Raw genomic sequence first — 15,327 nt, 5'->3', positions numbered from 1 at the left:
AAATGTTTAGTTAAGTCCTCGATCTATTAGTATCCGTCAGCTCCACGTGTCACCACGCTTCCACCTCGGACCTATCAACCTCATCGTCTCTGAGGGATCTTACTCACTTGAAGTGATGGGAAGTCTCATCTTGAGGGGGGCTTCATGCTTAGATGCTTTCAGCACTTATCCCTGCCACACGTAGCTACCCAGCTATGCTCCTGGCGGAACAACTGGTACACCAGCGGTGTGTCCATCCCGGTCCTCTCGTACTAAGGACAGCTCCTCTCAAACTTCCAACGCCCACGACGGATAGGGACCGAACTGTCTCACGACGTTCTGAACCCAGCTCGCGTACCGCTTTAATGGGCGAACAGCCCAACCCTTGGGACCGACTACAGCCCCAGGATGCGATGAGCCGACATCGAGGTGCCAAACCTCCCCGTCGATGTGAACTCTTGGGGGAGATAAGCCTGTTATCCCCGGGGTAGCTTTTATCCGTTGAGCGATGGCCCTTCCATGCGGAACCACCGGATCACTAAGCCCGACTTTCGTCCCTGCTCGACTTGTAGGTCTCGCAGTCAAGCTCCCTTGTGCCTTTACACTCTGCGAATGATTTCCAACCATTCTGAGGGAACCTTTGGGCGCCTCCGTTACCTTTTGGGAGGCGACCGCCCCAGTCAAACTGCCCGCCTGACACTGTCTCCGAACCGGATTACGGTCCTGGGTTAGAAGGTTCGTACAGCCAGGGTGGTATCCCACGGATGCCTCCACGTAAGCTAGCGCTCACGCTTCGAAGGCTCCCACCTATCCTGTACAAGCTGTACCAACATTCAATATCAGGCTACAGTAAAGCTCCACGGGGTCTTTCCGTCCTGTCGCGGGTAATGCGCATCTTCACGCATAGTATAATTTCACCGGGTCTCTCGTTGAGACAGTGCCCAAGTCGTTGCACCTTTCGTGCGGGTCGGAACTTACCCGACAAGGAATTTCGCTACCTTAGGACCGTTATAGTTACGGCCGCCGTTTACTGGGGCTTCGGTTCTACGCTTCGGCTTGCGCCTAACGCTTCCCCTTAACCTTCCAGCACCGGGCAGGTGTCAGCCCCTATACTTCGCCTTACGGCTTCGCAGAGACCTGTGTTTTTGCTAAACAGTCGCTTGGGCCTATTCACTGCGGCTCCTCCATAAAGGAGCACCCCTTCTCCCGAAGTTACGGGGTCATTTTGCCGAGTTCCTTAACGAGAGTTCTCCCGCTCACCTTAGGATTCTCTCCTCGCCTACCTGTGTCGGTTTGCGGTACGGGCACCTTTGAACTCACTAGAGGCTTTTCTTGGCAGTGTGAAATCTGGAACTTCGGTACTCAATTTCCCTCCCCATCACAGCTTGAACTTAAGTTGGACGGATTTGCCTATCCAACATTCTCACTGCTTGGGCGCACACATCCATCGGTGCGCATTCCATATCCTACTGCGTCCCCCCATTGCTCAAACATTCAAGAGGTGGTACAGGAATATCTACCTGTTGTCCATCGCCTACGCCTTTCGGCCTCGGCTTAGGTCCCGACTAACCCTGAGAGGACGAGCCTTCCTCAGGAAACCTTAGGCATTCGGTGAAAGAGATTCTCACTCTTTTTTCGCTACTCATACCGGCATTCTCACTTCTGTGCGCTCCACCAGTCCTCACGGTCTGACTTCACAGCACACAGAACGCTCTCCTACCATTGTTCGAAGAACAATCCGCAGCTTCGGTGATACGTTTAGCCCCGGTACATTTTCGGCGCAGAGTCACTCGACCAGTGAGCTATTACGCACTCTTTAAATGATGGCTGCTTCTAAGCCAACATCCTGGTTGTCTGGGCAACTCCACATCCTTTTCCACTTAACGTATACTTTGGGACCTTAGCTGGCGGTCTGGGCTGTTTCCCTTTCGACTATGAACCTTATCACCCATAGTCTGACTCCCAAGTCTAAGTATCTGGCATTCGGAGTTTGACTGAATTCGGTAACCCGATGAGGGCCCCTAGTCCAATCAGTGCTCTACCTCCAGTACTCGATGCTTGAGGCTAGCCCTAAAGCTATTTCGGAGAGAACCAGCTATCTCCGTGTTCGATTGGCATTTCACCCCTACCCACACCTCATCCCCGCATTTTTCAACATACGTGGGTTCGGGCCTCCAGTCAGTGTTACCTGACCTTCACCCTGGACATGGGTAGATCACACGGTTTCGGGTCTACGACCGCATACTATATCGCCCTATTCAGACTCGCTTTCGCTGCGGCTCCGTGTCTTCCACTTAACCTTGCATACGATCGTAACTCGCCGGTCCATTCTACAAAAGGTACGCCGTCACCCATTAACGGGCTTCGACTACTTGTAGGCACACGGTTTCAGGTTCTCTTTCACTCCCCTCCCGGGGTGCTTTTCACCTTTCCCTCACGGTACTGGTTCACTATCGGTCACTAGGGAGTATTTAGCCTTGGGAGATGGTCCTCCCGGATTCCGACGGAATTTCTCGTGTTCCGCCGTACTCAGGATACACTCCGGAGGAAATTCCTTTTCGATTACAGGGCTCTTACCTGCTATGGCTGATCGTTCCAGATCGATTCATCTAAAGAATTTCTTTGTAACTCCGTGTGGAGTGTCCTACAACCCCAGAAAGCAAGCTTTCTGGTTTGGGCTAATTCCGTTTCGCTCGCCGCTACTTGGGAAATCGCATTTGCTTTCTCTTCCTCCGGGTACTGAGATGTTTCAGTTCCCCGGGTCTGCCTCCGTCACCCTATGTATTCAGGTAACGATACTGTTCCATTACGAACAGTGGGTTCCCCCATTCGGAAATTCCCGGATCAATGTCTACTTACGACTCCCCGAGACATATCGGTGTTAGTCCCGTCCTTCATCGGCTCCTAGTGCCAAGGCATCCACCGTGCGCCCTTATTCACTTAACTAAGTTACAGTAAATAAGCGTGCTAATTTCTTAGCCTTGCTTGCTTTATAATCCAGCTTCAACAACTAGCGATAAGCGTGACTTCCTTCACCTTCGTACGATAAGTCAACATCGATTCCCTAACGGTCATCGTGTTCCCTTTATCTCCTACAGCTCAGTCCAGTCCGTACATCGCCGAACAGTTGTTCAAGCTTTTTATTTGATGTCGTTGTTACTCTTATTTAGTTTTCAAGGTACAAATGAGAGAATTGCTCCCTCAAAACTGAACCAAACAACCAAGTATGTCCTTACCGGAAGGCTCTCGCAAGAGAACCTTCGGCGTTCCGTTAGTCCAGCTACAGTGCTCAACGACTAGTAAACTTCCTTCACCTCCGTACGATAAGTCAACAACAATTCGCTACGCTCATTGTGTTTCCTTTATCTCCTTCGGTTCAGTCCAGTTTATACGTCGCTAATCGAGCCCTTTCGCCTTCTTAATTATCCTTAGAAAGGAGGTGATCCAGCCGCACCTTCCGATACGGCTACCTTGTTACGACTTCACCCCAATCATTGGTCCCACCTTCGGCGGCTGGCTCCAAAAGGTTACCTCACCGACTTCGGGTGTTACCAACTCTCGTGGTGTGACGGGCGGTGTGTACAAGGCCCGGGAACGTATTCACCGCGGCATGCTGATCCGCGATTACTAGCGATTCCGGCTTCATGCAGGCGAGTTGCAGCCTGCAATCCGAACTGAGAATGGTTTTATGGGATTTGCTTGACCTCGCGGTTTTGCTTCCCTTTGTTCCATCCATTGTAGCACGTGTGTAGCCCAGGTCATAAGGGGCATGATGATTTGACGTCATCCCCACCTTCCTCCGGTTTGTCACCGGCAGTCACCTTAGAGTGCCCAACTAAATGCTGGCAACTAAGATCAAGGGTTGCGCTCGTTGCGGGACTTAACCCAACATCTCACGACACGAGCTGACGACAACCATGCACCACCTGTCACTCTGTCCCCGAAGGGAACTTCCTATCTCTAGGAATAGCAGAGGATGTCAAGACCTGGTAAGGTTCTTCGCGTTGCTTCGAATTAAACCACATGCTCCACCGCTTGTGCGGGCCCCCGTCAATTCTTTTGAGTTTCAGCCTTGCGGCCGTACTCCCCAGGCGGAGTGCTTAATGCGTTAACTTCAGCACTAAGGGGCGGAAACCCCCTAACACCTAGCACTCATCGTTTACGGCGTGGACTACCAGGGTATCTAATCCTGTTCGCTCCCCACGCTTTCGCTCCTCAGCGTCAGTTACAGACCAGAGAGTCGCCTTCGCCACTGGTGTTCCTCCACATCTCTACGCATTTCACCGCTACACGTGGAATTCCACTCTCCTCTTCTGTACTCAAGTCCTCCAGTTTCCAATGACCGTTCGCGGTTGAGCCGCGAGATTTCACATCAGACTTAAAGGACCGCCTGCGAGCGCTTTACGCCCAATAATTCCGGACAACGCTTGCCCCCTACGTATTACCGCGGCTGCTGGCACGTAGTTAGCCGGGGCTTTCTGGTTAGGTACCGTCAAGGCCGGGTCAGTTACTACCCGACTTGTTCTTCCCTAACAACAGAGTTTTACGATCCGAAGACCTTCATCACTCACGCGGCGTTGCTCCGTCAGACTTTCGTCCATTGCGGAAGATTCCCTACTGCTGCCTCCCGTAGGAGTCTGGGCCGTGTCTCAGTCCCAGTGTGGCCGATCACCCTCTCAGGTCGGCTACGCATCGTCGCCTTGGTAAGCCGTTACCTTACCAACTAGCTAATGCGCCGCGGGCCCATCTGTAAGTGGCAGCCGAAGCCGCCTTTCAACTTCTCGTCATGCAACGAAAAGTGTTATCCGGTATTAGCCCCGGTTTCCCGGGGTTATCCCAGTCTTACAGGCAGGTTGCCCACGTGTTACTCACCCGTCCGCCGCTCATTCCACAAGCGTCACCCCCGAAGGGGATCTGCTTGCTTCCTGCGCTCGACTTGCATGTATTAGGCACGCCGCCAGCGTTCGTCCTGAGCCAAGATCAAACTCTCCAAAAAAGTTTGTATCATGTCGACACCAATCAACATGATGCGTCTTAGCTTCACAGAAGCTGACTTCTGCTTTGTATTTCTTCGAAAAACAGCAAGCTGTTTTTCCTTGACATACTGGTTGTTTTGTTCAGTTTTCAAAGAGCAATTTGTTTCGTCGCTTTTTTTAAAGCAACTTTTATATCTTACCATCACCATTTCTTATTGTCAACAACTTTTTTAAATCGCTTTGCAAAGGAGTTGTCGATTGCTGTCGAATTTGGCGACTTGATTAATATATCATCTTCACTTATAAAGTGTCAATGTTTTTCTGATGGAAATTTTAGGAACGTCGCCTACTATATTTCTCTTTGCAATTAAATGTGATGTAAGACCGTGTATTAATACATATACCCCTCTTTAGAAAGTTTAAACATTATTTTTTTGTAAATGTCTCAATAGCAATTTCATTATCCGTTTTAATAAAAGAAGACCTCCCTAAATATAAAGGAATACTAACTTCGTTAAAATTAGGCAACCCATTTGCCAAGAACTTTGCATCGTCTCGATAACATTCGGTAATCTCCCCCACAATCCAATCATGGTCCCCGTATGTATTCTGATCGATCACCTTACATTCATATGCCATATAAGCGTCTTTTAAAATAGGAGCTGATATGGTTATGCCTTCTTCAAAAGGCAAGCCCAGTGCTTCAAACTTATTTTGCTCTCTCCCTGATATGCTTCCAACACGCACAATGATTTCAGCCTTCTCATATGGGAGAAAATTAATAGCAAAGCTGTTCGACTCTTTTACTAAACTGTGTGTGTAGCGTTCTTTACCAATTGCTACACCGTATATTGGTGGTTCAATTGAAATATATGTGTGCCAACCGGCAGCCATAATATTATTATTTCCATTGGAATGTGCTGTAACAAGAGCAACCATTCCCGGATAACTATGCATAACAGTACCTTTAATTGGTTTCCTCAAAAAAATGCCTCCTTCTACTTATATATAAAGCATACTAACGAAAAGGCTTCATATTGGGAAGTGTTTTGACTCTTTACAAGCAAAGCATCTTGTTGAATTAGAATTTAAAATTGCCTCCAAAAAAGAAGAGCGCAACAAGGTAAATTCCTCTGCGCTCTTCCTTTTCAATTATTTTTGCGGTGCTGAAGGTGTAGAAATAGTGGAGAGTGCTTGCTCTGCCTCATCATTAAACTGGTTGTTTACAGCAAGGTCACCAAGCGCAACCATTCCAATAATCTTACCGTTTTCTGTAACAGGCAAACGGCGAATTTGCTGTTGTGACATTAGTTGTGCTGCTTCATGTACATCCATATCTGGTGTCCCTTGAACAATACTTTGAGCCGTCATGACCTGAGAAACAGGAGTGTTAGCCGCTTCTCCTCGTGCCGTTGAACGCAATGTTATATCTCGGTCTGTAATAATTCCGACCATATTCCCGCCTTGATCGACTACTGGAACAGCTCCAATATTATTGTCACTCATAATCCGCGCTGCATCCTGTATAGATTGTGTCGCACTAACTGTCATAACATTTGCTGTCATAATATTTCTCAGTTGCTGATGCATGTGTATCCCTCCCCTTCGATCATATCTTGTGTAAGCAAAATAATTTTATTAGCGGTAGATTTTACATTTGTCTTTTAAAATTATTCCATTTTTTCGAAACTTTCCTTTGTTCTATTCGTAGTACTAGATATACAGGGGGGATGAATTATATGTTGTTTGGCACGCAAATTGAAGATATTTATTTAATCATTCTTCTGATAGCTGGGGGATTGACAATCCTATACTTATTTTTTGGAGATATTTTAGAGGGTGTTGGTGAAGTTTTTGGTTTTATAAATCCTGTACTCATTCTTTGCTTTTTTGCATTCTTTTCCGCTACAGGTTATTTGCTGGAGAATATTACGTCCCTATCTAGAGTCTTAATTGTGTTACTTGCAGCAGGGATCGCGCTAATTCTTGATACCCTTCTCCACATATTTGTCCTTGTTCCACTCTCATCTGCAGAAGAATCCCTAAGTTATACGGAAGAATCCTTAAAAGGTAGAGTTGGGAAAATTATTGTGCCAATCCCGGAAGATGGCTTTGGCGAAATTGTCTTAGAAAGCAAAAGTGGCATGATCTCCAAGCCTGCTACAGGTTTTGACAATACTATTATCTATGAAGGTACAAAGGTTTTAGTATTAGAAGTTAAAAATGGTGTCCTTTATGTCGTTCCATATGAGAACGAATTGGATGCAGACACATCTGTTTAATCGGACGGTGCCACTTGGTAACGTTTGTTTAATAAAATTATAATGAAGGGGGAAAAGCGATGTTTGAAGGTATGTGGATTGTCATTGGAATTGCAGTTATTTTAGTTATTGCACTTATTGGGGTATTTGTAGCAAAATACCGTACCGCTGGTCCTGATGAAGCTTTAATTGTTACAGGAAGTTATTTGGGAGGGAAAAATGTTCACGTAGACGAGTCAGGAAACAAAATAAAAATCATTCGAGGTGGAGGTACTTTCATACTTCCGGTATTTCAACAAGCAGAGCCTCTTAGCCTTCTATCCAGTAAATTAGAAGTTACTACGCCTGAGGTATATACCGAACAAGGTGTGCCTGTAATGGCCGATGGTACTGCAATTATTAAAATTGGTGGTTCCATTGGTGAAATAGCGACTGCAGCCGAACAATTTCTAGGGAAGACAAAGGAAGACCGGGAAAACGAGGCTCGAGAAGTATTGGAAGGGCATTTACGTTCTATTTTAGGTTCCATGACTGTAGAGGAAATATACAAAAATCGAGATAAATTTTCACAGGAAGTTCAACGTGTTGCCTCTCAAGATCTAGCAAAAATGGGTCTTATTATCGTTTCCTTTACTATTAAAGATGTTAAAGATAAAAATGGTTATTTAGAGTCTTTAGGTAAACCACGAATTGCACAAGTTAAGCGTGATGCTGATATCGCCACAGCTGAAGCCGACAAAGAGACCCGAATTAAACGGGCCGAGGCGGCTAAGGATGCACAGAAGGCAGAATTAGAAAGAGCAACAGAAATTGCTGAAGCTGAAAAAGAGAATCAGTTAAAGACTGCCGAATATCGCAGAGAGCAAGATGTAGCGAAAGCTCGAGCTGACCAGGCTTATGACCTGGAAACTGCCCGTTCGAAACAAGAAGTAACCGAACAAGAAATGCAAATTAAAATTATTGAAAGACAAAAGCAAATTGAATTAGAAGAGAAAGAAATTCTTCGTCGAGAAAGACAATATGATTCAGAAGTGAAGAAAAAAGCAGACGCAGACCGCTATGCCGTCGAACAAGCAGCAGTTGCGGATAAAGCCAAGCAGCTTGCAGATGCAGATGCTAACCAATACCGAATTGAATCACAAGCTAAAGCTGAGGCAGAGCGCGTCCGTGTTGACGGTTTGGCAAAAGCAGATTCCCAACGCGCTCAGGGTGAATCCGAAGCAGAGGTTATTCGCCTAAAAGGTCTAGCTGAAGCAGAAGCAAAACGGAAAATTGCCGAGGCTTTTGAACAATATGGGGAGGCAGCCATTCTCGATATGATTATGAAGATGCTTCCTGAATATGCGAAAGAAGTTGCAAGCCCACTTTCAAACATTGATAAGCTAACAGTGGTTGATACTGGAAGTAGTGGAGCAGATGGAGGAGCAAACAAAGTAAGTGGTTATGCAACAAACCTAATGGCCACTCTGCAAGAGTCTTTAAAAGCTTCATCAGGTATTGATGTTAAAGAGTTATTAGAAAATGTTACTGGTAAACAGCGTAATACAGATGACTTAGATTTCGATCGGATTCGGTATGAGGACCATAATGAAAAGCAATTGGTTCAAAATGAACAGAATCACAACTAATTTTATACAACATGTAGAAGTAAAGGAAAAGCGTTTAGACCGTCCAACTTGGTCAGCGCTTTTTCTTTTTTATTCCCCGGATTTATAAAAAATATAAACTAGAATGTTTACGCATTCCCCATTTCGAGAATACATAAGAGAGCATTATGGAGAGGTGTTGATTTTTTATCTGGTATTTAATTCTTATATTCATTCTGGCTGCAGGTCTATCAGCATTCGCGGCAACTAGACTATCCAGCCATGCCGATACAATTAGCAAGGAAACAAAGTTGGGTGGTATATTAGCTGGAACGCTTTTATTAGCGGTTGCCACTTCCTTACCAGAATTAACCGTTACAGTTTCTGCCGGTATAATCGGAAATGCGGGTATTGCAGTAGGAAATGGATTAGGAAGTATCTTATTTAACTTTTTCGTTCTATTTATATTAGATCTTCATTTTCGCAGCAAGCGACTTTTTCTAGATGTTTCAGACCACCATATCCATACGGGCATTATTGCACTTATCCTCTGTACGACAACTGCTTTCGCGCTTGCTATTCAAGGTTCATGGTCCTTCTTTAATATTAGCGTTTTTAGTATTGCAATTGTCATCATATATATGATTGGCATGTATATTATGTCAAAAAGACATCAACCCCCAAAAGATGAAAAAACAAACACTACAGAGAAAGTAGTCGACAAAACTAACTTTAACGTCAAACGAGCCGTACGCCAATTTATTCTTTTTTCATTAGTTATACTTATAACCGGAACAGCACTTTCTCTCTCGGGAGACGCTCTTGCCCAGAACACAGGAATTAGCGCCACGGCGATTGGAAGTATCTTAGTGGCTTTATCCTCTTCCATTCCTGATGCTATGAGTGTATACACAGCATTAAAGCTTTCTAATGTTAATATGGCAATTGGTACCATCCTTGGAAGTAACCTATTTAATATTCTAGTGATTGCACTTGCCGACCCTTTTTACAGGAACGGAAGTATTTGGCAGGATTCAAGCGATGAATTAATGTATATGTCCTTTATTGGGTTTATTTTAACAGCCCTGACAATGGTAATTATTAAACGGGATAAAACAAAGAATGCGATAACCTATTCTATACCATCCGTTATTGCGGTAATAAGTTATATTGTGGTTGTTGCCATAATTGTCCTTTAAAAAGAACCTAATCATGTTCACTTACATGATTAGGTTCTTTCATAGAAACCCCCTTCAACCCTACATAAAGTGAAACTTCATTTGGTGATGGGATTCCCTTCCTTCCCCTCCAATTGTTAGTTGAACGAATCGGATCTTTCCTGGCATTTGCTCCCCCACTTAGAATACTTGATTGCTTCTGCCTTCTAGAAGTGGGGGTCTTATTAGCCAGTTATGGCGGAATTAATTTACCTCTCTAAAAACCTCTCTAAATTTAGGAGAATTACCCATGCAAGAAAAGGGTTTAGAACATTTAATGGAGTAATGACCTAATATTGGAGATGTGATATATGAAGCTTAGAAAATTTGTTGATCCATTACCAGTCATGGATACGATAAAGCCAAAGAAGCAAGGAAGAAAAGGATCTTATTATGAAGTTGGTATGAGGGAATTCAAACAAAAGTTGCATCGTGATTTGCCACCTACTACACTTTGGGGGTATGAGAGTCAATTTCCCGGCCCGACGTTTGAGGTTACTCAAGGAGAAGCCACACATGTAAAATGGTTGAACCATTTACCAGACAGACATATCCTGCCCGTTGATACCTCCATACACAGCCTTGCCAGCCAACCTATAGTGCGGACCGTTACACATTTACATGGAAGTGTAACAAAGCCAGATAGTGATGGTTACCCAGAAGCGTGGTTTACAAGAAACTTCCAGCAAACAGGACCTGTCTTTACACGTAAGGTATACGAATACCCAAACAATCAGCGAGCCACCACACTTTGGTATCATGACCATGCCATGGGAATAACCAGACTGAACGTTTATGCTGGCCTTGTAGGTGCATATATTATACGTGACAAAAAAGAAAAAAACCTAAAGCTTCCTTCTGGTAATTATGAGATTCCCCTGATATTACTTGACCGGTCTTTTCACTCTAACGGCTCTTTAAAATACCCCAATCAGCCAGAAGATGCCTCATCCGAACTCCCAAACCCATCTATCGTGCCAGCCTATTTAGGGGAAACAATTTTAGTTAACGGAAAGGTTTGGCCATACCTCGAAGTGGAACCACGAAAGTACCGCTTTCGACTGATTAATGCATCTAATACAAGGACATATCAAATGTATCTGGACAACGACCATCCGTTTCTACAAATTGGTTCAGATGGCGGCCTATTACGAGCTCCTTTAGAGTTACGTAGATTAACATTGGAACCTGCAGAAAGAGCGGATATAATTATCGATTTCTCAACATTAAATGAAGAAATGATAAGACTGAAGAATGATTTAGGAGAAGACGCTGATCCTGAGGATGAAACACATGATGTGATGCAATTTAGAGTGAATAAGCCATTAAGGAGTAACGATACAAGCAGGGTTCCAAACACATTATCTAACATTCCTTCCTTGAAAAGCAATCGCATTCAAGCAATTCGAAAACTAAAACTACTTGGATCAGAGGATGAGTTTGGGAGGCCTCTTCTGCTTTTAGATAATAAAATGTGGCATGATCCTGTAACAGAGACACCGAGATTAAATACAACCGAAGTATGGGAATTTATGAACGTAACGAATTTTACCCATCCTATCCATCTTCACCTTGTTCAATTTCAAGTAATTGATCGACAACCTTTTGATTTAGAACAATATAATGCAGATGGAAGCATGGTATACACTGAGCCTGCCTCCCCCCCTCAACCAAACGAGCGTGGCTGGAAGGATACCATTGCAGCACCATCTGGTCAACTTACAAGGGTGATCGCGAAGTTTTCACCATACACAGGGGATTACGTGTGGCATTGTCATATTTTAGAACACGAAGATTATGATATGATGCGCCCATTCCGCGTGGTGACAGAAGAAGAAGATATAGATACAGAATAAAAAATATTAAAAAGGGGCGGCTTCTAAATAAGCACCCCTTCTTCCCCTAACGAATCACTTTGTGGTAGACATCTTCATCGCAAATAATGAAAAGTTTTGTTTCCTCTGGTATCTTTCTATCCAAATGATTCATGATAGATAAATCCTTACCATCAGAGAGAAGCAAAGCACCCTGTTCGGATAAATCACGTTTTGCATCTTCATACGTAACCCAATTTGATTGCTTATTAATACAATAAAGGTCAAAACCTTGATTACTTGTTAGCTGTCTAATAATTTCACTTGACCCATTGAACAAGATCGATCTTGCTGCTAGGTTACCAACCGTATCATTAGGTGTTATGTATTCTTCTACTGAAACATTTTTAAAAGCTTGAATATGTTTTGATTCCGTAACTTCGCAAATCGTATATATGTTTTGATTATATTCTTTCCCTATACCTTCCAATATTGTGGCAATAAGTAATGTCTGGCCGTCAGCTTGAGAACTAATAGTAGTGTCCTGTGGTGAAAAGATCATTACCGATTTACTTTTAAGTAAATTGGCTTGCATGAGGACATCTTGATTTGCTGGGTTCCCTTTCACAAATTCCACTTGTTCATGGAGGAGTGGAGCTTTTTCTTCACTTTCATCTATAATTACAATTCGCACATCCTGAAAGGTACGTAAAATTTCCTCAAGTGTGATCCGAGCTTTTTTCGTCCAATTAATTAAGATAATGTGATCTTCAAAGGTTACATCCAATTTCCCTTCCTCCTTTAAACGCTTGCGTATGCTTAAAAAGTCAATAGCCTTTCCAATAAATATAGTCATTAAGCCTATCCCAACAATGTATAAAAACATAGCAAAAATTTTCCCAGGTACCGTAACTGGGGAGATATCCCCATAACCCACAGTGGTAACAGTAGTCATTGTCCACCATAGCCCTTCAAAAGGACTGACAAACGTCTCAGGTTCTAGAAAGTATATAAAATAGCTACTGGCAAGAACTAATGTAACGGTAGACATAATTAAAAACCAGTTATTCAAACGAATTACCTTGACGAAAAGATTCCTAAAAAAAATCATATGTAAACTCTTCCCTTCCTCCTCCACTTTTCTGCAAATCTCCCTTTTAAAGTATACCGTGACTTAACGAGTCCCTTCAATAGGAAAAATAAAGACCTGATCGGCTTTCTATCAGGTCCATCCAGTTATTCAATCTTTTTAATAACATATTGTTGGATTGCATTCTGTAAATTAGAAGTAGTAATAAATGCAGGAAAACGGGTATATTGATGAATTGCTGTTGCATGATCGGGGTTTAGGCCACAAATAATAATTTCTTGTCCTAACAAACGAATCATATCGAGAAATTGAATGATTTTCTGTAATCCTTCTTTTTCTATTTCTCCAATTGATGTAAAGTCAAACAATAACAGCTGATAATCTGAATCATATAGTCTGTGTAAAATGGATGATTCCATTGCAGCTAACTTATTTTCATCAAGTTTTCCAAAAAGGGGTATTAGCGCCACTTGGGTGGTAAGTGCAATAAACGGTGCAGAAAGGAGATTAACTTGCTCCATAGCTTCTTCTAGTGCTTCCTTATTTTCTAATAGTGCAAAATCCGTTTCCGCAAGCCTAGTCCGGAGTTGCTGCAGTTGAGTAGCTACTTTATCCACCTGCTCTCCTTTTTTCTGACATAAAATAAACCCAATGTCTTTCTCCCATTTTACGTATAGCATAAATACCGCCATGGGGTCTTCCTTTGTTCTCATGACAACCTCTAACTCGGTCTCCGGTATTTCCGGTTGAATATAGGCTAAAACTTTACGATGACTGCCTTCATCTAGCACACTAAGTAAACTATCGCCATATAAGAACTGCTGACTTGTTTTATCAGAAGTCTCCATAATCTCAAAGTTAGGATTTATTTTAAAAAAGGCTAATGGCAGGTATTTAGCTAGCTCCATCAACATTTACTCTCCCTTGCTCTTTATCAAGCCAATCATTCAGTTCATAAAGGTTTGTAAAAATAGTAGTTTTCTTTCCACAATAGGGGCGAAGATCGTAAACGGAAGCTAGTCTACCTCCAACGATAACCTTTGGATTCCATGTAAGCTCTTCAAGCTTTTTTATATACTCAGTCAAAGCAGGTAAGCGATAAGGCAGTGTTGCCGAAATTCCAATTACCTCTGGTCGCCATTTCTTTGCACTATCAATCGTATATTCAAGGGGAAGATCTGCTCCCAGTTGTCTCACATTCCAACCTTTTTCAGTAGCGAGGGCTGCCGCCATTTTTGCTCCAAGCATATGTTGCTCCTGTTCTAAACACAGAAACATCATTCTCTTACCATGCTTATGCTCATTTAATGCTCTTTTGGAAAAAGAATATTGGCTAAGAATAAAGTCACAAATACTCGTAGCCAAATGTTCATCAGCAACCGTAATTTGATTAGTTTCCCACAAATGCCCAACATGTTGCATTGCTTTTGTGAGAAGTTCTGTGTAAATGCTAAGACTATTAGCTTCTTCTCTAATCAGTAGATCATATGCTTTCTGTTCATCCCCTTCCAGAAGATAGCGGGAAAGCTCTTCCCATTTGCTGTTCATCAAATCATCCTTTAAGCCATATCATTTTTTGTGATTCAAACCGATTAACTGCCTCTTCAAGACATTTCTCATAAAACACACCCTGCTCAATTGCTAAATGCTGTTTAACCGCATCTCTTATCAGTTCTAAGTTCAATATAAGATGGTTTGTATCCATCCCTCTTGAGGTCAGCACTCCATCTAACCACACGACATAATCAGTAAATAACTGCGTATTCTGCGCTTCATAAGCTAAATTGAGGTGGTCTAAATGATGTTGGTTGTCCTCCAGACACTTTTTCTTACCAACTTCCCCGTACTTTGTTAAGAGGTTTGGATAAGCCTGATAGATGCCAGTCACAATTTCTTCCAATAAAGGTGTTAAGTCCTGTGTCATGTTTTTCATTCTGCAACCACCTTGTATTTTCTAACTTTCGGCACCACACTTGCTAATTCTTGATCGGGGTATTTTTTCTCAAGCTCATGAATTCGTTTATAATCTTCACCAGTAACCCAATTCATATAATCCTCTTTAGATTCCCAACATATCTGTACAGTAAGTTCTCCTTTTTTCCGTTCATTTTGCAGGAGCTGGAACTGTAAGAACCCAGGTGCTTTATCAACTAAACCCGATCGATTTCGGTAAATATCAATAACCTCGTCTTCTTTCCCCTCTGGTACATCAAAAATGGAATGTACAATATACATGGTTATCCTCCCATCAACACGGCCAAACTATTTGATTTATATCACAAATACTATTTTCTAATTTTAACATTCCTGTCTAGAGGTGACCAGTTGGAGGGGTTATTGTCGTATAATGTAATATCATAGCAGAGCTATTTAATTCGCAAGTAGTCATATGAATTCCAAAATC

Annotated in this window: 11 protein-coding genes and 2 rRNA genes; 4 read left to right on the top strand and 9 right to left on the bottom strand. The window is 43.0% G+C overall.

Annotated features, from left to right (window positions below; all coding sequences use genetic code 11):
• Window positions 1–6 precede the first annotated feature (6 nt).
• The 4 genes from LG273_RS07580 to LG273_RS07565 all read right to left on the bottom strand — a co-directional run bounded on the left by LG273_RS07580 (window position 7) and on the right by LG273_RS07565 (window position 6,545).
• A 23S ribosomal RNA gene (locus LG273_RS07580) occupies window positions 7–2,925 on the bottom strand.
• Between the two features lie 486 nt (window positions 2,926–3,411).
• Window positions 3,412–4,975 (bottom strand): 16S ribosomal RNA (locus tag LG273_RS07575).
• The 16S and 23S rRNA genes sit together here, the layout of an rRNA operon.
• 406 nt (window positions 4,976–5,381) lie before the next feature.
• Window positions 5,382–5,939, bottom strand: coding sequence for a flavin reductase family protein (locus tag LG273_RS07570; protein ID WP_404459009.1), 558 nt, complete (start codon window positions 5,937–5,939; stop codon window positions 5,382–5,384).
• Between the two features lie 168 nt (window positions 5,940–6,107).
• A complete protein-coding gene (locus LG273_RS07565; RefSeq protein ID WP_404459007.1) occupies window positions 6,108–6,545 on the bottom strand; it encodes a CBS domain-containing protein in 438 nt (145 codons plus the stop codon).
• 149 nt (window positions 6,546–6,694) lie between these two features.
• Here LG273_RS07565 and LG273_RS07560 point away from each other — a divergent pair, with 149 nt between their 5' ends.
• The 4 genes from LG273_RS07560 (at window position 6,695) to LG273_RS07545 (ending at window position 11,875) form a co-directional block, all read left to right on the top strand.
• Window positions 6,695–7,237, top strand: coding sequence for a hypothetical protein (locus LG273_RS07560; protein WP_404459005.1), 543 nt, complete (start codon window positions 6,695–6,697; stop codon window positions 7,235–7,237).
• A 59-nt stretch (window positions 7,238–7,296) separates the two neighbouring features.
• Entirely contained in the window at window positions 7,297–8,844 is a 1,548-nt protein-coding gene (locus LG273_RS07555; RefSeq protein WP_404459003.1) for an SPFH domain-containing protein, read from the top strand.
• A 167-nt stretch (window positions 8,845–9,011) separates the two neighbouring features.
• Window positions 9,012–10,001 (top strand): sodium:calcium antiporter, encoded by a 990-nt coding sequence (locus LG273_RS07550; RefSeq protein WP_404459495.1) that lies wholly within the window; start codon window positions 9,012–9,014, stop codon window positions 9,999–10,001.
• 329 nt (window positions 10,002–10,330) lie between these two features.
• Window positions 10,331–11,875, top strand: coding sequence for a multicopper oxidase family protein (locus LG273_RS07545; RefSeq protein WP_404459001.1), 1,545 nt, complete (start codon window positions 10,331–10,333; stop codon window positions 11,873–11,875).
• Window positions 11,876–11,921: 46 nt separating this feature from the next.
• Here LG273_RS07545 and LG273_RS07540 read toward each other — a convergent pair whose 3' ends face one another.
• The 5 genes from LG273_RS07540 to LG273_RS07520 all read right to left on the bottom strand — a co-directional run bounded on the left by LG273_RS07540 (window position 11,922) and on the right by LG273_RS07520 (window position 15,158).
• On the bottom strand, window positions 11,922–12,905 hold the full coding sequence (locus LG273_RS07540; RefSeq protein WP_404458999.1) for an ion channel: 984 nt from the start codon (window positions 12,903–12,905) through the stop codon (window positions 11,922–11,924).
• A gap of 164 nt (window positions 12,906–13,069) precedes the next feature.
• The gene (locus LG273_RS07535; RefSeq protein WP_404458997.1) at window positions 13,070–13,831 is read right to left on the bottom strand and encodes an STAS domain-containing protein; all 762 of its coding nucleotides are present in this window, start codon (window positions 13,829–13,831) and stop codon (window positions 13,070–13,072) included.
• Window positions 13,818–14,471 carry a B12-binding domain-containing protein gene (locus LG273_RS07530; RefSeq protein ID WP_404458995.1) on the bottom strand — a complete coding sequence of 218 codons (654 nt, stop codon included), beginning with the start codon at window positions 14,469–14,471 and terminating at the stop codon, window positions 13,818–13,820. The genes LG273_RS07535 and LG273_RS07530 overlap by 14 nt, the downstream gene beginning before the upstream one ends.
• A 4-nt stretch (window positions 14,472–14,475) precedes the next feature.
• Complete coding sequence (locus LG273_RS07525; protein WP_404458993.1) at window positions 14,476–14,856, bottom strand: hypothetical protein; 381 nt, start codon at window positions 14,854–14,856, stop codon at window positions 14,476–14,478.
• Window positions 14,853–15,158 (bottom strand): antibiotic biosynthesis monooxygenase family protein, encoded by a 306-nt coding sequence (locus LG273_RS07520; protein WP_404458991.1) that lies wholly within the window; start codon window positions 15,156–15,158, stop codon window positions 14,853–14,855. Before LG273_RS07520 ends, LG273_RS07525 begins: the two co-directional genes overlap by 4 nt.
• Window positions 15,159–15,327: the final 169 nt, after the last annotated feature.

It is taken from the genome of Oceanobacillus kapialis, assembly GCF_044790185.1.
GTDB classification, from domain to species: Bacteria; Bacillota; Bacilli; order Bacillales; family Amphibacillaceae; genus Oceanobacillus_B; species Oceanobacillus_B kapialis.
Note: the sequence above shows the minus strand (reverse complement) of the source record. Positions and strands in the feature narration are given on the sequence as shown.